At 75.3% G+C, this 20,152-nt stretch carries 17 protein-coding genes; 3 read left to right on the forward strand and 14 right to left on the reverse strand.

Features of this window, described 5'->3' with window-relative positions; all coding sequences use genetic code 11:
- Positions 1-87 precede the first annotated feature (87 nt).
- Both LG634_RS30935 and LG634_RS30940 read left to right on the forward strand, forming a co-directional pair.
- Positions 88-1,563: an AlkA N-terminal domain-containing protein gene (locus LG634_RS30935; RefSeq protein WP_226738656.1), complete on the forward strand. Its 1,476-nt coding sequence runs from the start codon at positions 88-90 to the stop codon at positions 1,561-1,563.
- 62 nt (positions 1,564-1,625) lie between these two features.
- Positions 1,626-2,141, forward strand: a complete 516-nt coding sequence (locus LG634_RS30940; protein WP_226738658.1) for a methylated-DNA--[protein]-cysteine S-methyltransferase — start codon at positions 1,626-1,628, stop codon at positions 2,139-2,141.
- Between the two features lie 45 nt (positions 2,142-2,186).
- Here the strand turns inward: LG634_RS30940 and LG634_RS30945 are convergent, their stop codons facing one another.
- The 5 genes from LG634_RS30945 to LG634_RS30965 all read right to left on the reverse strand — a co-directional run bounded on the left by LG634_RS30945 (position 2,187) and on the right by LG634_RS30965 (position 7,551).
- Positions 2,187-2,807: a HEAT repeat domain-containing protein gene (locus LG634_RS30945; protein WP_226738660.1), complete on the reverse strand. Its 621-nt coding sequence runs from the start codon at positions 2,805-2,807 to the stop codon at positions 2,187-2,189.
- Positions 2,808-2,816: 9 nt separating this feature from the next.
- Entirely contained in the window at positions 2,817-4,121 is a 1,305-nt protein-coding gene (locus tag LG634_RS30950) for a DUF8189 domain-containing protein (protein WP_226738662.1), read from the reverse strand.
- 73 nt (positions 4,122-4,194) lie between these two features.
- A complete protein-coding gene (locus LG634_RS30955) occupies positions 4,195-4,689 on the reverse strand; it encodes an NUDIX domain-containing protein (RefSeq protein WP_226738664.1) in 495 nt (164 codons plus the stop codon).
- Positions 4,676-5,824: an ADP-ribosylglycohydrolase family protein gene (locus LG634_RS30960; RefSeq protein ID WP_226738666.1), complete on the reverse strand. Its 1,149-nt coding sequence runs from the start codon at positions 5,822-5,824 to the stop codon at positions 4,676-4,678. The genes LG634_RS30955 and LG634_RS30960 overlap by 14 nt, the downstream gene beginning before the upstream one ends.
- Positions 5,821-7,551 carry a BCCT family transporter gene (locus LG634_RS30965; RefSeq protein WP_226738667.1) on the reverse strand — a complete coding sequence of 577 codons (1,731 nt, stop codon included), beginning with the start codon at positions 7,549-7,551 and terminating at the stop codon, positions 5,821-5,823. The genes LG634_RS30960 and LG634_RS30965 overlap by 4 nt, the downstream gene beginning before the upstream one ends.
- 142 nt (positions 7,552-7,693) lie before the next feature.
- Between LG634_RS30965 and LG634_RS30970 the strand changes: the two genes are divergently transcribed.
- A complete protein-coding gene (locus LG634_RS30970) occupies positions 7,694-8,845 on the forward strand; it encodes a glycerate kinase (RefSeq protein ID WP_226738669.1) in 1,152 nt (383 codons plus the stop codon).
- A gap of 451 nt (positions 8,846-9,296) precedes the next feature.
- Here the strand turns inward: LG634_RS30970 and LG634_RS30975 are convergent, their stop codons facing one another.
- The 9 genes from LG634_RS30975 to LG634_RS31015 form a co-directional block, all read right to left on the reverse strand.
- Positions 9,297-10,655, reverse strand: coding sequence for an MBL fold metallo-hydrolase (locus LG634_RS30975; protein WP_226738671.1), 1,359 nt, complete (start codon positions 10,653-10,655; stop codon positions 9,297-9,299).
- A 17-nt stretch (positions 10,656-10,672) separates the two neighbouring features.
- Positions 10,673-11,800, reverse strand: a complete 1,128-nt coding sequence (locus tag LG634_RS38345) for a molybdopterin-dependent oxidoreductase (protein ID WP_226738673.1) — start codon at positions 11,798-11,800, stop codon at positions 10,673-10,675.
- An 82-nt stretch (positions 11,801-11,882) separates the two neighbouring features.
- A complete protein-coding gene (locus LG634_RS30985) occupies positions 11,883-12,392 on the reverse strand; it encodes an O-acetyl-ADP-ribose deacetylase (RefSeq protein ID WP_226738687.1) in 510 nt (169 codons plus the stop codon).
- Between the two features lie 119 nt (positions 12,393-12,511).
- Positions 12,512-13,927 (reverse strand): phytoene desaturase family protein, encoded by a 1,416-nt coding sequence (locus LG634_RS30990; protein ID WP_226738675.1) that lies wholly within the window; start codon positions 13,925-13,927, stop codon positions 12,512-12,514.
- Positions 13,928-14,004: 77 nt separating this feature from the next.
- Positions 14,005-14,832 carry an inositol monophosphatase family protein gene (locus tag LG634_RS30995; protein ID WP_226738677.1) on the reverse strand — a complete coding sequence of 276 codons (828 nt, stop codon included), beginning with the start codon at positions 14,830-14,832 and terminating at the stop codon, positions 14,005-14,007.
- Between the two features lie 119 nt (positions 14,833-14,951).
- The gene (locus LG634_RS31000) at positions 14,952-16,280 is read right to left on the reverse strand and encodes an XrtP-associated glycosyltransferase (protein ID WP_226738679.1); all 1,329 of its coding nucleotides are present in this window, start codon (positions 16,278-16,280) and stop codon (positions 14,952-14,954) included.
- Positions 16,281-16,448: 168 nt separating this feature from the next.
- Positions 16,449-17,552, reverse strand: a complete 1,104-nt coding sequence (gene wecB, locus LG634_RS31005) for a non-hydrolyzing UDP-N-acetylglucosamine 2-epimerase (protein WP_226738681.1) — start codon at positions 17,550-17,552, stop codon at positions 16,449-16,451.
- Between the two features lie 594 nt (positions 17,553-18,146).
- Positions 18,147-18,830: a response regulator transcription factor gene (locus tag LG634_RS31010; protein WP_226738683.1), complete on the reverse strand. Its 684-nt coding sequence runs from the start codon at positions 18,828-18,830 to the stop codon at positions 18,147-18,149.
- A complete protein-coding gene (locus LG634_RS31015) occupies positions 18,827-19,960 on the reverse strand; it encodes a PAS domain-containing sensor histidine kinase (RefSeq protein WP_226738685.1) in 1,134 nt (377 codons plus the stop codon). Before LG634_RS31015 ends, LG634_RS31010 begins: the two co-directional genes overlap by 4 nt.
- Positions 19,961-20,152: the final 192 nt, after the last annotated feature.

Here is a 20,152-nt window from a genome sequence, read left to right on the forward strand (position 1 = left end):
GGGCGTACCGGTGACGGGACAGGGGACGGAAATCTCGATGTCGGAAAACCGCCAGCCGGAGGCAGTCGCGTGCCGGATCCTGGAGGCATGCACACCGATACCGAGCGCTGCGTCCGGGCCGTGCAGTCGAAGGACTCCCGGTTCGACGGCTGGTTCTTCACCGCCGTGCTGACCACGCGGATCTACTGCCGGCCCAGCTGCCCCGCCGTACCCCCGAAGGTCGAGAACATGACCTTCCTGCCCAGCGCGGCCGCCTGCCAGCAGGCCGGGTTCCGGGCGTGCAAGCGGTGCCGGCCCGACACCAGCCCCGGCTCCCCGGAGTGGAACGCCCGCGCCGACAGCGTGGCTCGGGCCATGCGCCTCATCCGGGACGGGGTCGTGGACCGGGAAGGGGTCCAGGGCCTCGCCACCCGGCTCGGCTACTCCGCGCGCCAGATCGAGCGCCAGCTGAACGCCGAGCTGGGGGCCGGGCCGCTCGCCCTGGCCCGCGCCCAGCGCGCCCAGACCGCGCGGCTGCTCATCGAGACCTCCGCGCTGCCGATGGCCGACGTCGCGTTCGCCGCCGGCTTCTCCTCGATCCGGACGTTCAACGACACGGTCCGCGAGGTGTTCGCGCTCTCCCCGACCGAGCTGCGGACCCGCGCCGCCCGCGGCCCCGGGGCCGGCCCGCAGACCCCCGGTGTCCTCACGCTGCGCCTGCCGTACCGGGCCCCGCTGCACCCCGACAACCTGTTCGGGCACCTGGCCGCGACGGCCGTGCCCGGCGTCGAGGAGTGGCGCGACGGCGCCTACCGCCGCACCCTGCGCCTCCCCTACGGCACCGGGATCGCTGCGCTCGCCCCTCGCCCCGGGTACGTGGAGTGCCGGCTCGCCCTGACCGACCTGCGCGACCTGACGATCGCCATCAGCCGCTGCCGCTGGCTGCTCGACCTGGACGCCGACCCGGCCGCCGTGGACGAGCTGCTGGCCGCGGACCCGCTACTGGCCCCGCTGGTGGCGAAGGCCCCGGGCCGGCGGGTCCCGCGCACCGTGGACGCGGCCGAGTTCGCCGTACGCGCGGTGCTCGGGCAGCAGGTGTCCACGGCGGCGGCCCGTACGCACGCGGCGCGCCTGGTCGTGGCGCACGGGGAACGCGTGGAGGACCCGGAGGGCGGCCTGACCCGGCTGTTCCCGTCGATGGCGGAGCTGGCCGCGCTCGACCCGGAGGCGCTGGCCCTGCCGCGCAGCCGCCGCGCGACGCTGACCACCCTGGTCGGTGCCCTCGCGGACGGCTCGCTCCCGCTGGGCATCGACAGCGACTGGGAGCTGGCCCGGGAGCGGCTGTCGGGATTGCCCGGGTTCGGCCCGTGGACGGTGGAGGTGATCGCGATGCGCGCCCTGGGCGATCCGGACGCGTTCCTCCCCTCCGACCTGGGGATCCGCCGGGCCGCCCAGGGCCTGGGCCTGCCGCACACCCCCGCCGCGCTGACCGCCCGGGCGGCCGCCTGGCGCCCTTGGCGCGCGTACGCCGTCCAGCACCTGTGGGCGACGGACGACCACCCGGTCAACCTCATGCCCGCCTGACCACCCGCACCGCCCCCTCCTCACCACCCCCCGACCTCCCCCGACCGGAGAGAAGCAGCGTCATGGAACGACAGCACACCGTCATCGACAGCCCGTACGGCCCGCTCACGCTGGTCGCGACCGAGGGGGTGCTCAGCGGGCTCTACATGACCGGGCAGCGGCACCGGCCGGCCGAGGAGACGTTCGGGCCGCGGGCGGCACCGGAGGAGGAGCCGTTCCCGGAGGTGGTGCGGCAGCTCGCCGCGTACTTCGCCGGCGAGCGCAAGTCCTTCGACCTGCCGCTGCGGCTGGACGGCACCGAGTTCCAGCGCAGCGTCTGGGACCAGCTGGTGCGGATCCCCTACGGCGAGACCTGGTCGTACGGGGAGCTGGCCGCGCGGCTCGGCAAGCCGGGCGCGTCCCGGGCGGTCGGCCTGGCCAACGGCAAGAACCCGGTCGGGATCATCGTGCCCTGCCACCGGGTCATCGGCTCCTCGGGCAGCATGACCGGCTACGGCGGCGGTCTGGACCGCAAGGTGCGGCTGCTCGCGTTCGAGAGCGGCCGGGAGCCGGCGGCCGGCCCCGACGCGCTGTTCTGACCCCGGTCGGCGCCCCGGCCGCGGACGGGCGGGGCGCCGGCCGGGTCACGGCCGCGGAGGCTTCTCCCCCGGCATGAGCCCGGGCGCGGGACGGTCCGCACCCTCGGCCCCGCCGGCCCGCTCGCCGGGCATCAGGCCGTCCCCGCCCGCGGGGTCCTCGCCGGGCATCAGCCCGGCCCCGCCGGGCCGCTCGCCGGGCATCGGCGAGTACAGCAGGGTCTGCGGGCCCGGCTCCGCACCAATCTCCCGGGGGGCGGCGGGCGGCGCCGCGGACTCCTCGGCCGTCCGCAGCCGGGACACCAGCTCCGGCGGGGCGTCCGGCGGTACGGAGTTCCAGGCGACCTTGCGGACCCCCGGGTCGGGGTCGGCGACCAGCTCGCCCAGTACGCCGACGGCGGCCTCGGCGGGCAGGTTCACGGCCGCCCCGGCGGCGGCCACCCGCAGCAGCGGTTCGCCGCTGCGGGCCGCGCCCTCGACCACGTCGCCGCCTTGGTCCCCGTCGAGCAGGCTGGCGGCGTACACGGCCTTGGTGGCGAGCATCAGGTCGGCGCCGCGGGCCAGCTCCCTGAGGTGCGGCAGGCTGCCGGGGCCCAGCCGGGCGGCCGCGGCGTAGTCGGGCTCCTCGGGTTCGAGGGCCTGCCGGACGGTCTCCATGGTCACGGTCACGTCGGCCTCCTAGACGTCCTGGCTGAAGGGGCTGGCGAGCATGGTCTGGCGTTCGCTCGCGATCAGGTCGGGCGGCGGGTTGGTGATGTTCGCCGTGCCGTTGCCGGTCATCAGCCGGTCGTTGTCGTCGACGTGCCGCAGCCCCAGGACGTGCCCGACCTCGTGGCCGAGGGTCCACTGCGTGGCGCCCTGGGCGACGACGGCTCCCGGCCGGCCGGCGGGGTGCGCGGCGCAGCCGTTGAACGGCGGGTTGGTGGACCGGACGAAGTACACGACCACGTCGTTCGCGCCGGCGTTGTTGCGGTTGCCGAACAGCTGGTTCTGTTCGGCGGTGGTCTGGCCGAGGCGGCACTCGCCGACGTCGACGTCGTCGAGGGCCGGCAGGTTCAGGTTCTCGGTCGAGGCGAGGGTGACGGCGATGCCGGCGTTCGCGTAGACGTCGCGCATGCGCTGGACGGCGGTGGCGACGGGCACGTTCGGCGCGGTGAGGATCTTGGCGTGCAGCCGGACCGTCGGGACGAGGTCCCACCAGCGGTGCCACATGGCGCTGTCGGTGCCACCGGCGAAGACGTCGATGCGGTTGTCGTCCCAGGAGACGGCGGCGGGGGCGGTGGTGAGGGTGCCGCCGAGGCTCTCCCAGCCCGACCAGCCGTTGTCGAACCACTTGTGCCACAGCGCCGAATCGCCGCCGGTGGCGAAGACGTCGAGCCGGCCGCTGCGCCAGCTGGCCGCGGTGGGGGCGGACGTGAGGAAGCCGCCGAGGCTCTCCCAGCCGGACCAGCCGTTGTCGAACCACTTGTGCCACAGCGCCGAGTCGCTGCCGGTGGCGAAGACGTCGATGCGGCCGGAGGCCCAGGAGACGGCGGTGGGGGCGGAGGTGAGGACCCCGCCCAGCCGCTCCCAGCCGGACCAGCCGTTGTCGAACCACTTGTGCCACAGCGCCGCGTCGGTGCCGCGGACGAACACGTCGAGCCGGCCGTTGTTCCAGCTCGCGGCGGCGGGGGCGGACGTGAGCACGCCGCCGAGGCTCTCCCAGCCCGACCACCCGTTGTCGAACCACTTGTGCCACAGCGCCGAGTCCGTGCCGCGGACGAACACGTCGATGCGGCCGGAGGCCCAGGAGACGGCGGCCGGTTCGGAGGTCAGCACTCCGCCCAGGCTCTCCCAGCCCGACCAGCCGTTGTCGAACCACTTGTGCCACAGGGCGGAATCGGTGCCGCGGACGAAGGTGTCGAGCCGTCCGCGCGACCAGGACGACACCCCCGGTCCGCTCGTCAGTGTTCCCCCGAGGCTTTCCCAACCGAGCCAGGTCATCGCGCTCCCTTCCGCCGCGCAGTGTCCCCGGGCGCCGGGAGTCCGAAACGGGGGTGAACCGGTCGGGGGCGGGTCAGTGGGCCGGTTGGCCGTTCTCCAGCTCGGCGGTGCCGGCCCCGCTCTCCAGTACGTCGTACGCCGAGGCGATCCGGGTGGCCAGCTGGGCGGGGAGGTAGTCGGCGAGCTCGGCGCGCGGGACGAGGCGCCAGGACAGCAGCTCCTCCTCCTGGAGGGTGATCGAGGCGAACTGGCCGGCGTTCAGCACCCCGCCGTCGTAGACGTACGCGACGAGCGGCGGACGGTCGGCGCCGGGCACCCAGTCCACGGCCAGCAGCCGGCCCAGCGGCAGGTCCAGCCCGATCTCCTCGGCGCTCTCGCGGCGGGCGGCCTGCCGGGGCGTCTCGTCGCCGTCGGACTCGACGGTGCCGCCGGGCAGCGCCCAGCCTGCCCGGTAGTTGGGCTCGACGAGCAGCACGCGCCCCTCGTCGTCGCGGTAGAGGGCGGCGGCCCCGGCCAGCACCCGGGGCAGGCTCGCGATGTACGCGGTGTAGTCCTCAGAGGTCGTCACGTCGGCACAGCCTAGGGGGTGCTTCCGCCGCCAGGAGGACCGTACGGGCGGCCAGTTGGCGGATGGAGGCGCCGTCGAAACCGGCGACGGCGCTGCGGACCCGGTCGGCGAGGGGGCCGGTCCACTGGCCGGGGATGCGGGAGGCGCCGCACAGGACGCCGGCGACGGAACCGGCGGTGGCGCCGTTGGAGTCGGTGTCGAGGCCGGCGCGGACGGTGAGTTCCAGAGTGCGGGTGAAGTCGCCCTCGCCGTACAGGAGCCCGGCGGTGATCACTCCGGCGTTGGGGACGGCGTGGATCCAGCCGAGGCCGGCGCTCTCCTCCTCCAGTTCGGCGAGGGTGCCCTCCCAGCCGATGCCCGCCTCGTACCGGGAGACCACCCGGCGGACCGTGCGGGCGAGCCGGCTGCCGCCGGGGATGCGGGACAGACCCGCCTCGACGGCGTCGCGCGGGCCGGCGGCGGTGAAGGCGGCGGCGATGGTCGCGGCGGCCCACATCGCGGCGTACACCCCGTTGCCGGTGTGGGAGAGCACGGCGTCGCGGCGGGCCAGGGCGGCGGCGCGGCGCGGGTCGCCGGGCGAGGTCCAGCCGTAGACGTCGGCCCGGATGAGGGCGCCGATCCATTCCTGGTACGGGTTGTCGTAGGTGGCGGTCAGGGGCGGGCGCAGACCGTTGGCGAGGTTGCGGTAGGCGACGCGTTCGGCGGTGAACGTCTGCAGGTAGGGCAGGCCGAGCAGCCAGTTCTCGCCGGCCTGCTCGGTGGTGAACTGCGGGCCGTGGGTTTCCAGCAGCCGCAGGGCGAGCAGCGACCAGTCCACGTCGTCGTCCCGGCAGCTGCCGTGCACGGCGCCGCGCACGCACTGCGGCCACTCGGGGCGCAGCTGGAACTCGCCGGGTGCGGGCGGCGGGTCGAGGGCGGCCGGCGGGGGCAGGTAGCCGGTGAGCGGGAGGGCGCCGGCCCGCCGCAGGTAGGCGTCGATGCGGCTGCGGGTCCAGTGCTCGCCCTGCTCGACGGGCTTGCCGAGCATGTTCCCGGCGATCCGGCCGAGCCAGCCGCCGAGAATCCGGTCGGCGAGCGTACCGGGGGCGGGGGATCCGGCGGCGGGGGTGCCGTCGTCGTCGGGGCGGCCGGTCATGCGCTCGGGGTTCCGCCCGCGTCGTCGCGGTCGCGGCGGGCTTCGGCGGCCCGGCGCAGGCGGGGGTGGCGGGGCGCCCTGTGCTCGGTGACGGCTTCGCCGACCATGGCGCGGACCGCGTCGCGCAGCCCGTGCAGGGGGTGGTGGCGGGCGGGCCCGGCACCCGGGTCGGCCCGCAGTTCCGTGACGAGCGCCCAGCACAGCGCCAGCATGACGACCACGAAGGGCAGGGCGACCAGGATGGTGGCGGTCTGGAGGGACTTGAGCCCGCCGGCGACGAGCAGCACGGCGGCGACGGCGGCCATGAGCACGCCCCAGGTGACCACCAGCCAGGTCGGCGGGTGCAGGGAGCCGCGGCTGGTGAGCGAGCCCATGACCAGGGATGCGGAGTCGGCGCTGGTCACGAAGTAGGTCATGACGAGGACCATCGCGACCCACGAGGTGGCGGTGCCGAGCGGCAGCGCGTCGAGCATCGCGAAGAGGGAGGCCTCGGCGCCGTCCTTGACCTTGGCGGCGAGGTCGGCGGCGCCGGTGGAGTCGAGGCGGATCGCGGTGCCGCCCATCACGCAGAACCAGACGACGGTGGCGCCGCTGGGCACCAGCAGGACGCCGATGAGGAACTCGCGGATGGTCCGGCCGCGGGAGATCCGGGCGATGAAGGTGCCGACGAACGGCGCCCAGGACAGCCACCACGCCCAGTAGAAGATCGTCCAGGCGCCGAGCCAGGCGGGGTCGGTGAAGGCCCCGGTGCGGCTGGCCATGGGGATCAGCTCGTGCAGGTAGCCGCCGATGCTCGCGGGGATGACGTCGAGCACGTAGACCGTCGGGCCGAGGACGAAGACGAAGAGCATCAGGGCGGCGGCGAGGAAGATGTTGATCGTCGACAGCCATTTGACGCCCTTGTGCAGACCGGAGAAGGCGGAGAGCACGAAGGCGGCGGAGAGCGCGCCGATGATGACGAGCCGGCCGGCGGTGGAGTCCTCGACGCCGGCGGTGATGTTCAGGCCCTCGGCGACCTGGAGGGTGCCCAGGCCCAGGCTGGTGGCGGTGCCGAAGACGGTCGCGAACACGGCGAGCAGGTCGATGGCCCGGCCCTGCCAGCCGTCGGCCCGGCGGGCGCCCAGGAGGGGGACGAACGCGGAGCTGAGGCGGTTGCCGCGGCGCTTGCGGAAGGTGGCGTAGGCCAGGGCGAGGCCGACGATTCCGTAGATCGCCCAGGGGGTGAGGGTCCAGTGGAAGAAGGAGTACTCCATGGCCGACCGGGCCGCGGCGCCGGTGCCGGGCTCGGCGCCGGTGGCCGGGGGCGGGCTGAGGTAGTGGGTGAGCGGCTCCCCCACTCCGTAGAACATCAGGCCGATGCCCATGCCGGCGCTGAACATCATGGCGATCCAGGAGCCGGTGGTGAACTCCGGTTCGGAGTCGTCCGCGCCCAGCCGGATCCGCCCGTACCGGCCGGCGGCGAGGACCACGCACATGACGAGGAACAGGTCGGCGGCGATCACGAAGAGCCAGGCGAAGTTGTCGAGGACCCACTTCAGGGCGGTGCTCGACGCCGAGTCGAAGGACTCCTTGCCGAGTGCGGCCCAGGCGACCACGGCCAGCACCACCGCGATCCCGGTCGCGACCACCGCCCGGTCGGGCGGGCTGTCGGCGGCGGGGGCTCCGGCGCCGCCGGGGCCGGGGGCCGGGGCGGAGCCGGAAGGCTGGTCCAGTGATTCCGTCGTCATGCCGCCCCACTATGAGGGTGAATATCAGGATTTTCCGGCGTGGCGCGCCGGGTGTGATCCAGGGCACCCATGGGCATAGGAGGATCCTCCGGATAGGCTCGGGGTGGCGCGACTGCACGTTCGATAGCAAGGGATCAGCAAGGTGACGGACGGAGCAGTAACTGAGGCCGCGCGCGTACTCATCGCCGCGGACAAATTCAAGGGCTCGCTCACGGCCGTGCAGGTCGCGGAGCGGGTGACGGCCGGGCTGAAGGCCGCCGTACCCGGGGTGGAGGTGGAGACCCTCCCCGTGGCGGACGGCGGGGACGGCACCGTCGCCGCCGCCGTGGCGGCCGGCTTCGAGCGCCGGGAGGTACGGGTCACCGGCCCGCTCGGCGAGCAGGTCACGGCCGCGTTCGCACTGCGCGACGGCACCGCGGTGGTGGAGATGGCGGAGGCCTCCGGGCTCCAGCTGCTCCCCCAGGGCGTCTTCGCTCCGCTGACCGCGACCACGTACGGCTCGGGCGAGCTGCTGCGGGCGGCACTGGACGCGGGTGCCACGACGATCGTGTTCGGGGTCGGCGGCAGCGCCACCACCGACGGCGGCGCGGGCATGCTGGCGGCGCTGGGCGCGGTCTTCCTGGACGCCGACGGCGAGCCGGTGGCACCGGGCGGCGGTCCCCTCGCCGGCCTGGCCTCCGCGGACCTGTCCGGCCTCGACCCGCGTTTCGCCGAGGTCGAGCTGGTGCTGGCGAGCGACGTCGACAACCCGCTGACCGGCCCCAAGGGCGCGCCGGCGGTGTACGGCCCGCAGAAGGGCGCCACGCCCGAGGACGTGGCGGCGCTCGATGCGGCGCTCGCGCACTACGCGACCGTGCTGGAGAAGGCGATCGGGCCGAAGGCCGCGGAGTGCGCGGTCGCGCCGGGTGCCGGTGGTGCGGGCGGGATCGGGTACGGCGCGCTGGTCGGGCTGGGTGCGAGCTTCCGGCCGGGCATCGAGCTGATGCTCGACGTGCTGGGGTTCGCGCCGGCGCTGGAGCGAGCGACGCTGGTCATCACCGGCGAGGGCTCGCTCGACGAGCAGACGCTGCACGGGAAGGCGCCGGCCGGTGTGGCGGCGGCGGCCCGGGCTGCCGGCAAGGAGGTCGTGGCGGTCTGCGGCCGGCTGGCCCTGCCGCAGTCCGCGCTCCAGGAGGCCGGGATCCGGCGGGCCTACCCGCTCACGGAGATCGAGCCGGACACGGCGAAGTGCATCGCGAACGCGGGGCCGCTGCTGGAGCAGGTCGCGCGCAACATCGCGGCCGACGTGCTCTGAGCTGGTGCGAGAACCCCTGCCCGGGCTGCCGGGCGGGGGTTTTTGCGTCTTCCGGGCGGGGCGGGCTGCCCCTTCGGGCGGGCCGGGCCGTCGGAGCCGGGCTGCCCCTTCGGGCCGGGGCGGGGCGTCGGGACTTGAGGCGCCCCGTGTCCGGGTATGTGGTCCTCGGGACCACGGCGGCCTGGGCTGGTGAGGGGCGGCGATGAGTGTGCTCGGTTGGATCGGAGTGGGGCTGGGGGCGTGGTGCGCGCTGTCCGTACTGGCCGCCGCGCTGTACGCGTACGGCCGTACCCGCCACGACGGCCCCGAGCGGCCCTGACTTCGCACGGCGCGGCTCGAAGATCGGGGCTCCGCCCCGGACCCCGGTCCTCAGACCCGCCCAGCCCCAGGGGGCTGGGAGGTACCCCCTGGACGGGCTGGATCTTCCCCGCCGGGCACCGGGCCCACGGAGTCAGAGGAGGGCGGAGACGCCGCCGGGGGTGAGGGCCGTCACGGGAAGCCCGGCCCGGTGGAGCAGGCTGGCGGCGATCATCGCCCGGCGCCCCGTTCCGCAGACGGTCCAGATCTCACGGTCGCGGGGCAGCGCCCCGAGGCGACGCGGCAGGTCGGGCAGCGGAACGTGCACGGTCCCCGGTACGCCCCCTTCCGGCCGCGTCGGCCGGACGTCGAGCACCAGCCGCCCGTCGAGCCGCCCCGCCAGCGAAGCCGCCGGCGCCGTCCGGAAGGACCGCAGCAACCGCCCCGCCGCCACCCACGCCCCGACACCCCCCGCCAGCCACCCGGCCACGTCCTCGTACCCGATCCGCAGCAGCTGCCGCACCGCCTCCCGCGCCGCGGCCGCCTCCGGTTCCGGCACCACCAGCACCAGCCGCGCCCCGAACGGCACCACCTCCGCCACCAGCCCCGCGAACCGCTCGTCCAGCTCCTCGCACACCGCCCCCGGCAGGTGCCCGGCGGCGAACGCCACCCGGTCCCGCCCGTCGACGATCTGCGCCCCGCCCCCGGCCAGCCCCTCGACCACCACCGGCGTGAGCGGCCGCGGCTCGGGCAGGCCGCCGAGCACCCGCGGCCCGGCCCGGTTCACCGGCGCCATGTGGTGGTAGTACGCCGGGTACGGCGGCAGCCCGGCCATCCGGCCGTGGACGAACGCCTCCTCGTCCCCGGCGAGCGCCGGATTCGTGCGCCGCTCGGCACCGAGGGTGCTGGTCCGCTCCCCGCCGGCCGCCCCGGCCGAACACGAGCTGCCCGCCCCGTGCGTCGGCAGCACCCGCGTCGCATCGGGCAGCAGCGCGAGCCGCCGCAGCGAACGGAACTGGGCGCGCGCCAGCTCCTCCGTACGGTGCTCGCCGGACAGGTCGGTGCGCCCCGCGGTACCGACGAGCAGGCTGCCTCCGGTGAACACCGCGACCGGTTCCGGCTCCCTGCCCTCGCCGCCGGCATCGCCGTCGAACAGCAGGTACGACGTGTGCTCCGCGGTGTGACCCGGCGTCTCCATGGCCCGTACGGTCGCGTCGCCGATCCGGATCTCGTCGTCCTCGGCGAGCCCGAGGTGGTCGAAGGCGTACGGGGCGCGGGCCGGGCCCGCGATGACCGCGCCGGTCGCCGCGCGGAGCTCCATCGCCCCGGAGACGTAGTCGTTGTGGACGTGCGTCTCCAGCGCGTACCGGATGCGCACGCCGCGGGCGGTGCAGGACTCCGCCAGCTCCCAGCTGTCGCGCTGCGGGTCCACCACCGCCGCCTCGTCACCGCTGACCAGGAGGTAGCTGGTGTCGCCGAGGGAGGCGGTGGTCATGATCTCGATCTCCGTCACCTCGGGTCACCGGTCCTTCAGACGACGACCACGTCCACGCGGGCCACGGGGTTGCAGCCGTACCCGTGCGCGTTCCAGGGCGCACGGTCCGGCTGGCTGTCGCCGCGGGCGTCGGTGGCGCGGGACTGCAGGGTGTAGGGGCCGGGCCGGCGGGGCGTCCAGCGGCAGGACCAGGCGGTCCAGGCGTACGGCCCGGCGGGGGCTTCGAGCACGGCGTCCTGCCAGGCGGTGTCCGCGGTCCCGCCATTGCCGCCGATGCCGTCGCCGCCCTCGCCCGGGTCGCCCGCGTAGCGGGCCCGGACCTGCACCCGGCGGACCGGGACGCCGCCGCCCGACCAGGCCTTGCCGGTGACGACGGTCTCGCGGCCGCGCCGCAGGTCCTCGTCCGGTTCGGGCGCGGTGATCAGGGACTTGACGCGGAGGGTGGTGACGGGCCCGTCGGGCATCCCGCGGGAGTCCTCGTACCGGTAGTCCTCGGTCTGGAACACCCCGGTGAACGGCTCGGTCACGGCGTGCGCGCCGGCCAGCCACTTCACGTCGGCAACCGCGTACCGGCCGGGAACCACCAGGCGGACCGGGGCGCCGTGCCGGGGCGCGAGCGGCTCCCCGTTCATGCGGGTGGCGAGCAGGGTGTCGGGGTGGCAGGCCGCGTCGAGGGGCAGGCTGCGGGCGAACGGGGTGCGGCGGCCTCGTACGGTACCTGCGTCGGCGCCGGTGAAGACGACCTCGGCGGTCCGGGCGTCGAAGCGGGCCCGGGCGGCGATTTCCGCGAACGGCACCCCCGCGAACCGCGCGCAGCCGACCGCCCGCTGGTCCCAGGCGAGACCCGGCGGGCGGGGCGACATCAGGGCCCGTCCGTTGCCCGCACACTCCAGGAGTACGTCCAGCTCGCGGTGCGGCATGCCGAGCAGCTCCGCGTACCGGAGGGTGAACGGGGCGGCCGCCGCGCCGCCGATCTCCACCGTCCAGCCGCCGGGCGGGACCTCGGGGACGCCGAAGTGGTCGCGTACGAAGAGAGCGCTCACCGGGGTGACGGCCTCGGCGAGTGCGGCGGCCGGCGTCTGGGCGTTGTACGGCTCGGCCGTCACGGTCTCCGGCTCCCAGACGGCGGCGCCCCGCCCACGGGAAATCGGCGCTGCGGTCACACCAACACCTCCGCTCGGCTCCCGCGGGGCGGGACACGGGTCTCCTCCAGCGTACGTCCGGGGGTGCCGGGGCGGCCGTGCGTCAGCCGACGGCGCTGGTGAAGGCGGCGTGTGCGGCGGCGTCGAAGAGGACGAAGCGCACCTCTTCGACGGTGGTGCGGACGGACCTGACGGTGTCGACGGCGATGCGGGCGCCGTCGTCCATGGGCCAGCCGTAGATGCCGGTGGAGATGGCAGGGAAGGCGACGGTACGGGCGCCCAGTTCGTCGGCGACGCGGAGGGATTCGCGGTAGCAGGAGGCCAGCAGGGCGCTGCGGTCCTCGTCGCGGGACCAGACCGGGCCGACGGTGTGGATCACCCAGCGGGCGGGGAGGCGGCCGGCGGTGGTGGCGACGGCCGCTCCGGTGGGGAGGCCCTTGCCGTAGTGGGAGGCGCGGAGGTCCCGGCAGGCGGCGAGGATGCCGGGGCCGCCGCGGCGGTGGATCGCGCCGTCCACTCCGCCGCCGCCCAGCAGGGAGGAGTTCGCGGCGTTGACGACCGCGTCCACCGCCTGCTCCGTGATGTCCCCCTGCACGAGCCGGATCTCCACCACTGCCATGACCTCCCTCGCCGTCCTGCCCCGAGCATCGCACGGGCGCCGTCCCCGTCCCGGGGCCGCGCCCCGGACCCCGCGCCCCGGTCACCCCCTGGGCCTGGTCTCGCCCCGCAGTGTCAGGGGGTGCGCAGGTGGCGCCAGACCGCCTTGGCCGCATTGTGGCCCGACATGCCGTGTACGCCCGGTCCCGGCGGCGTCGCCGAGGAGCACAGGAACACGGCCGGGTGCGGTGTCGCGTACGGCCGCAGCGACAGCCGGGGACGCAGCAGCAGCTGCAACCCGGCCGCGGCGCCGCACGCGATGTCCCCGCCGACGTAGTTCGGGTTGCGCAGGGCCAGCTGCGGCGGCCCGGCCGTGGCCCGGGCCAGCACCAGGTCCCGGAAGCCCGGCGCGAACCGCTCCAGCTGGCGTTCCACCGCCTCGGTCAGGTCCCCGTCCCACCCCTGCGGCACGTGCCCGTACGCCCAGAAGACGTGCTTGCCCTCCGGCGCCCGCCCCGGATCGACCAGGCTGGGCTGGGCCGTGATCAGGAACGGGCTGCGCGGCGCCCGCCCCCCGGAGGCCAACTGCAGCGCCGCGTCGATGTCCCGCAGCCGCGGCCCGACCTGCACGGTCCCGGCCCGCCGCGCCTCCGGCGCCGTCCACGGCACCGGCCCGGACAGGGCGTAGTCGATCTTGAACACGCTCGCGCCGTACCGGTAGTTCCCGTACGCGTTGCCCAGTCGCGCGATCCGTGCCAGCGCGGTCGGCGAGGTGTCGAAGACGTACGCCCGCGCCGGCGGCAGGTCGTCGAGCCGCTTGACCTCGAACCCGGTGTGCACCTGCCCGCCGAGGTCCCTCAGGTAGGCCGCCAGCGCGTCCGAGACGGACTGCGATCCCCCGCGCGGCATCGGCCACCCCCCGGCGTGTGCGGCGAGCGCGAACACCAGCCCGACGGCCCCGGTGCCGATCCCGCCGAGCGGTGCGATGACGTGGGCGACCAGCCCGGCGAACAGCGCCCGGGCGGGCTCGTCGCGGAACCTCCGCAGCAGCCACGTCGACGGCGGCAGTCCGGCCAGCCCGAACCGGGCCAGCGTCACCGGGTCCCGCGGCAGTGCCGTGGACGGCAGCGACATGAAGTCCCGCGCCAGGGTGTCCCAGCGCCCGAGGAACGGCTCGACGAGCCGGCGGTACGCACCGGCGTCCCGGGGCCCGAAGGACGCCGCGGTCTCGGCGACCGAGCGCGACAGCACGGCGGCCCCGCCGTCGTCGAAGGGGTGCGCCATCGGCAGCGGGGCGTGCAGCCACTCCAGCCCGTACCGCTCCAGCGGCATCGTCTTGAAGACCGGCGAGCCGGCCCCCAGCGGATGGACCGCGGAGCACGGGTCGTGGCGGAACCCGGGCAGCGTCAGCTCCTCGGTGCGGGCTCCGCCGCCGACCGTGTCCGCGGCCTCGAAAAGGGCGACGGAGAAGCCGCGTCTGGCCAGTTCGACCGCGGCCGTCAGTCCGTTGGGACCGGCCCCCACCACGACCGCATCGAGAATCGACGGCACCTTCGGACTCCTTCGTCTGCCGGCGGTAGTGGCCTCAGGCCCGGGGCCCCAGCGTAGTGCGCCCCGCTCAAGAGGCTCTATGCCTCGCCTCGGAGGAGGTCGCGGATCCGTTCGGCGGTCACCAGGTCCCGGCCGACCGCGAACGGCAGCGCGTTGTCCCGGTCCACCCGGAAAGGCTCGCCGGCGACGGTGGTCTGCGCGCCGCCGGCCTCGGCCACCAGCAGCAGTCCGGCCGCGTGGTCCCACGCGGAGGGCCAGGTGAACGCAAGGGCGTCCATCTCGCCGCGGGCGACCTTCAGGTACTCGAGTCCGGCCGAGCCGCACGGCCGGGCGGCGACGCCGGGCACGTCGAGGCGGGCCAGGACCGCCTTGTCGTGGTCGCTCGTGTAGAGCGGGTGTGCGGTGGCGACGCGCAGGTCGGCCCCCGGCTCGGGCGAACCGCTGCTGATCCGCTGCCCGTTGACGAAGGCGCCGGCGCCGCGCACGGCGGTCGTCAGCTCCTCCAGGGCGGGGGCGTACGTCCACGAGGCGTGGATCTCGCCGCGCCGGGCGAGGGCGACGAGGGTGCAGAACTCCGGTTCGCCGTTCACGAACTGGCGGGTGCCGTCGACCGGGTCGACGATCCACACGGGGGCGTCCCCGCGCAGCGCCCCGTATACCGTCGGGTCGGCGTGGACGGCCTCCTCACCCACCACGACCGAGCCGGGCAGGAGCCGGGTGAGGGCCGCGGTGAGGTGCTCCTCGGCCTTGCGGTCCGCGACGGTCACCAGGTCGTGCGGGCCGTTCTTCTCGTCGACCTCGTGCTCGGCGAGCTGCCGGAACCTCGGCATGATCTCGACCGCCGCCGCCTTGCGGACGGCCTCCTCGACATCGGGCAGGCCGCGTGCCAGAAATTCTTCGATCATGACCCCATCACATCACGGAAGGGGAGGAATTCCCCACCGCGTTCCGGTGGACTCCCGGTGACGCGGCCGTTCCCGGCAGGCGGCCGGCCGCGTCACTGGAGCGGGCGAGGGGGCGCGCGTCACGCCTCGACGGCCACCGGCCCGGTGGCGGGCGACTCGGCGTTGCGGCGGGTCTTCGCCCAGCCGGTCCGGCCGCGCAGGATGCGGACGAACGCCCTTACCGACACCGGGAACAGGTGGTACGCGTACAGCCACAGGGCCGCGCCCCACAGCAGGGCCTGTAGCCGGGAGGCTTCGGGGGCGTGGTCCTTGCGGTACAGCGGGCCCCACAGCACGAACGGGGCGACGGACACGGCCGCGAGGACGAGCGCCGGCAGCCACAGGGTGAACGCGCCGAGCCCCGCCGCGACCAGCAGCACCCCGGTCAGCGCCACCGTGAGCAGGTGCGCGAGGGGCTGGCCGAAGGTGTACAGCGTCTCCAGGATGCCGCTGCCGCGGTAGTGCCGCGAGGAGAGGATCTTCGGTGCGTAGCGGGCGCATTGGAGGTTGCCCTGGGCCCAGCGGGTGCGCTGGGCGAGCAGACGGCGGGCGTACGGCAGACCCTCCTGGGAGACCCAGGTGTCGGTGATGTGGGTGATGCGGTGGCCGGCGAGGGTCATGTGGAGGCCGAGTTCGTAGTCCTCCAGGAGGGCGCCGCGGCGCCACGGGCGGAGTTCGGCGGCGGCGATCCGGTCGAGGGCGGAGAGGCGGGTGAACTGGCCGTTGCCGCCGAGGCCGACGGAGCCGGTACGCATGCGGAGCAGCTGCATGCCGGCGTTCGAGACGGCGAACTCCATGTCCTGGACGCGGACCAGGAGGCGGGCGAAGGCGTTGGGCAGCCGGCCGCGGTCGGGCAGCGGGCGCTCGTCGTCGACGTTCCGCATCCGCACGCTGACCTGCACTCCGCCGGTCTCGGGGTCGCCGAAGCCGGTGGGGCCGCTGACGGGGGCGAGGGCACCGGGTTCGAGGCGGCCGTCGGCGTCGACCACGCAGACCACGATCCGGTCGCGGTCGGCGTCGGCCGGCAGGAACTCGCCGAGCTGGTCGTACGCGGCGTTCAGCGCCTCGCCCTTGCCGGTACGGGCCTCCGGCCGCACCCGGCGCACGAGGTGCACGCGGCGGTCGTCCTCGGCGAGTTCCGCGACGATCGCGCCGGTGCGGTCGTCACTGTCGTCGTCGACGACCCAGACGTGGGCGGCGGGGAAGTCGGCCCGCAGCCGGCTCACGGTGCCGCCGACCACGGCCTCTTCGTCGCGGCAGGGCACGAAGAAGTGCCAGGCGAAGGCTGCGGGGTCACCGTGCGGGGCCGCCTCCCGGCGCCGGTAGGCGCGGCGGGATCCGGCCCAGTACAGCAGGAACCCTGCGAGCAGCAGAAAGGGAAAGAGAAACACGAGCGGGTGCCCGGACATGCCGACTCCAAATTCTTGTACGTACGCCCCCGAGCGGCCCTGCGGGCCGAAATCCAACCCCGCCGACGCTTCAACCCTGCGGGGGCACATCCAGCCCCCCGGCGCTTGAGACCCCGCGGGGCAAATCCGGCCCCGCCGGCGCTTGAGGCGCAGAGCCCCGGCGCGGGGTCAGGCCGCGTGGGCGGTGAGGAGGGTGGCGATGCGCCGGGAGGCCGTGCCGTCACCGAAGGGACTGGGGAGGGCCGCCAGCCGATCCCGCTCCGCCGCCCCGCCCCGCAGCCGCGCCCGCGCCGCCGCCCCCAGCTCCGGCCCCGGCCGCACCAGCACCGCGAAGTCCGCCATCGCCTCCGGCCGTTCCGTGGAGTTGCGCACCACGACGAGCGGCCGCCCCAGCACCGTGACCTCCTCCTGCACACCCCCCGAGTCGGACACGAGCAGCGCCGCGTGCCGGGCCAGCGCCAGGAAGTCCCGGTAGCCGAGCGGACGCGTCACCCGCAGTCCCGCCAGCAGCCCCGTCAGCCCGGCCGCCTCGATCCGGTCCCGGGTCCGCGGGTGCAGCGGCACCACCACCGGCAGGTCGCGCGCGAGCGCGGCCAGCTCCGTGAGGACGGCCTCCAGGGCCTCCGGATCGTCGGTGTTCTCCGGCCGGTGGACGGTGGCCAGGACGTATCCGTCCTCCTCCAGTCCGAGGGAGCTCAGCAGTTCCGCCCGTACCCCGGAGTCCGGCAGCCGGCCGTGCACGGCTTCGACGACCGTGTTGCCGGTGATCTCGATGCGGTCGGTGGCCACGCCCTCGGCGACGAGGTTGTCCCGGTTCTCCGGGGTGGCCGCGCACAGCACGTCGGCCAGCCGGTCGATCAGGACCCGGTTGTGCTCCTCCGGCATGGCCCGGTCGTGGCTGCGCAGCCCGGCCTCGACGTGGACGAGCGGCAGCCCGCGGGCGTTGGCGGCCAGCGCACCGGCCAGTGCGGCGTTGGTGTCGCCCTGGACGACGACGGCCAGCGGGGGCTGCTCGGCGAACAGCGCGTCGAGCTGTTCCAGGGCCGCCGAGATCTGCACCGCGCGGGGGCGGCCGCCGATGCCGGTCAGGTACGTCGGCTCGGGGATGCCGAGCTCGCTGACGAACCGGCCGGACATCTCCTCGTCGTAGTGCTGCCCGGTGTGGACGACGTGCGCGGCGGGGCCCAGCAGGGTGATCAGCTCGGTGAGCTTGACCAGCTCGGGGCGGGTGCCGAGGACGAGGGCGATGCTGCGGGGTGGCAGGGCGGACACGCGGGCTCCTTGCGGTGGGGGGCGGGCGGGGTCGTCAGCGTGTGCGGTGCGGGTTGCGCGGCGGGGTGTTTTCGGTTGCTGCACGGTTGCGGATGCGTCCTCCGCGGCCGCGAAGGCCTTTGGTCCCGCGACCCGCGGGACCTTCCGCCCCCGCCCTCCCGGGCCGTCCGCCCCGCCACGCCGCGCCACAGGTCCCCTGCCGGCCCCTCCGGCCCCACCGGCATTGAGACATGCGGGGGGCGCATCCAGCCCCTCCGGCAGCTTGACACCCTGCGGGGCGAATCCAGCCCCTCCGGCGTTTGAGGAGCGGGTCCGGGCAGAGCCCGTGAACCGGCCACCGCCACCCCCAGCCCCTCCGGCGCTTGAGGAGCAGGTCCGGGCAGAGCCCCGGCGGCCGGCGCCGCCACTCCCAGCCTCGCCGGCGTTTGAGGCGCGGGGTCCGGGCGGAGCCCGGGGGCCGGCGCCGCACATCCAGCCCCTCCGGCGCTTGAGGAGCAGGTCCGGGCGGAGCCCGGGGGCCGGCGCCTCCACCCCCGGCCTCGCCGGCGTTTGAGGCGCGGGGTCCGGGGTGGAGCCCCGGTGGTGATCGGGGGGCTACGGGCCGGGGAGGTAGCGGTAGCCGAGGCCTCGGATGGATTCGATGGGGGGATCGGCCCGATCGGCCGCCTGCTGGAGCTTGCGGCGCAGCCGGAGGACCGCGAACTTGACCCGGTCCCGGCCGAGCCCGGCCGGATCGTCCCAGACCTCCGTCAGCAGCTGCTCGGTGGTGACGACCCGCCCCCGATTCCGCACGAGCATCTGCAGCAACCGGTACTCGATGTCGCTGAGCCGCACCTCCACCCCCCGCCACACCGCCGACCGCCGCTCCGGCACCAGCCGCAGCGCGGTGTCCTGCGCGGCGCCCGCCCACCGCGCCGGCCCGGCCCGCCGCAGCAGCGCCTCGATGCGCGCGAGCAGCTCCTCGTGCCCGAACGGCTTCCCGAGGTAGTCGTCGGCCCCGGCCCGCAGCCCCCGTACCCGGTCGGCCTCGGCGCCCCGGGCGGAGAGCAGCAGGACCGGCAGGTCGGTCATGTCCCGGGTGCGTTCGAGCACCTGCCAGCCGTCCAGCCCCGGCAGCCCGATGTCGAGCACCATCAGGTCCGGCTCGGCGTCGAACAGCCGCCGCATCCCCTCGCGGCCGTCCTCTGCTTGCAGGACCTCGTACCCGGCCCGGGTGAGCAGGACCCGCAGGACGGTCGCGACGTCCGCGTCGTCCTCGACCACCAGGATCCGCGTCACCGGCCGGCCCCGGCGTCCGGCCCCCCGAGCGGCAGCCGCAGCGTGAACACCGCCCCGCCCCCGGCAGCCGGCCCCACGGTGAGGTCGCCGCCGTGCCGCCGGGCGATCGCCCGGCTGAACGCCAGCCCGAGCCCGGTCCCGGCGAAGCCGCCGTCCTCGGCGTTGGGGGCGCGGGTGAACCCGGAGAAGATCTCCTCGCGGTACTGCTCCGGCACCCCGATCCCGGTGTCCGCGACGGCCACCGTCCACTCCCCCGCACCGGCCTCGGCCGTCACCCGGATCCGGCCGCCGGGCGGGGTGAACTTCGCCGCGTTCTCCAGCAGATTGGCCAGTACGGCGGCCAGCCGGTGCTCGTCGCCGTGCAGCGCCGGCCCCGCCTGCGCGTCCAGCACGGTGAACACGCCCGCCGCGGCGGTCGTCGCCATCCGGTCGAGCACCGCCTGCGTCAGCATCCGCCCGACGTCGACCGGCCCGAATTCCAGCGCCAGCTGCGGCGCCCGCATCGCGGTGGTGTCCATGAGGGCGGTGATCTCGCGTTCCATCCGCCGCGCGTTGCGCGCGATCGCGTCGAGGAACTCCCGCTGCCCGGCTTCCAGCGGCCCGCCGGCGGGGTCGGCGAGCAGCGCGCAGAAGCCCAGGATGGAGGTGAGCGGCGTCCGCAGGTTGTGGGAGGCGGCGGCGAGGAAGTCGTTGCGCTGCCGGGCGAGCTCGGCGAGGGCCTGGTTGTCGCGTTCGAGCGCGTGCTCGCGGCGCTTGGCCGCGCTGATGTCCTCGGCCGTCCACAGCGAGCCGACGACGGCCCCGGACCGGTCGTAGAGGGGTTCGACGTCGCGCCGGACGGTGCGGCCGTCGACGAGTTCGATCTCGGCGGCCCGGTGCACCTTCCGTGCGGCGATGGCGTGGACCGTGTCGACGACCCAGTCGGGGCGGGCTGCGAACCGCGCGCAGACCGCCTCGACCACGGGGTCGAGCGGCGCCCCGGGCGTCAGGTCGACCTCCCGGCCGTCGAGGCCGAACATCTCGGTGAAGCGCCGGTTGACGGCGATCACCCGCTCGTCGCCGCCCTGCACGATCGCCGCCCGCGGCAGGGCCGCGACGACCGCTTGCACCCACTCCTGATCGCAGCCCATCCGCCCAGCGTACGAGTCCCCGGCCGGCCGGGACCGCCCCGCGGCGTGTCGCGGGGCGTCGTGCCGGTGCGCCTGCCGCGACCGCCGGGCGCAGGGCCCGAGCCCCCGCCCGCACCGCGCAGAACGCCGAAGTGGGGGGCCGGGCCCCCCCCGCCCCCCCCCGCCGGGCCCCCAAACCCCCCCCCCCCCGCC

Origin of the sequence: Streptomyces bambusae (genome assembly GCF_020532645.1) — a bacterium.
Taxonomy (GTDB): domain Bacteria; phylum Actinomycetota; class Actinomycetes; order Streptomycetales; family Streptomycetaceae; genus Streptomyces; species Streptomyces bambusae.

Coding starts and splice junctions, on each gene's coding strand:
- LG634_RS30935 (WP_226738656.1), top strand. CDS start 88: ATGCACACCGATACCGAGCGCTGCGTCCGGGCCGTGCAGTCGAAGGAC.
- LG634_RS30940 (WP_226738658.1), top strand. CDS start 1,626: ATGGAACGACAGCACACCGTCATCGACAGCCCGTACGGCCCGCTCACG.
- LG634_RS30950 (WP_226738662.1), bottom strand. CDS start 4,121: ATGACCTGGCTCGGTTGGGAAAGCCTCGGGGGAACACTGACGAGCGGA.
- LG634_RS30960 (WP_226738666.1), bottom strand. CDS start 5,824: ATGACCGGCCGCCCCGACGACGACGGCACCCCCGCCGCCGGATCCCCC.
- LG634_RS30965 (WP_226738667.1), bottom strand. CDS start 7,551: ATGACGACGGAATCACTGGACCAGCCTTCCGGCTCCGCCCCGGCCCCC.
- LG634_RS30995 (WP_226738677.1), bottom strand. CDS start 14,832: ATGATCGAAGAATTTCTGGCACGCGGCCTGCCCGATGTCGAGGAGGCC.
- LG634_RS31000 (WP_226738679.1), bottom strand. CDS start 16,280: ATGTCCGGGCACCCGCTCGTGTTTCTCTTTCCCTTTCTGCTGCTCGCA.
- LG634_RS31015 (WP_226738685.1), bottom strand. CDS start 19,960: ATGGGCTGCGATCAGGAGTGGGTGCAAGCGGTCGTCGCGGCCCTGCCG.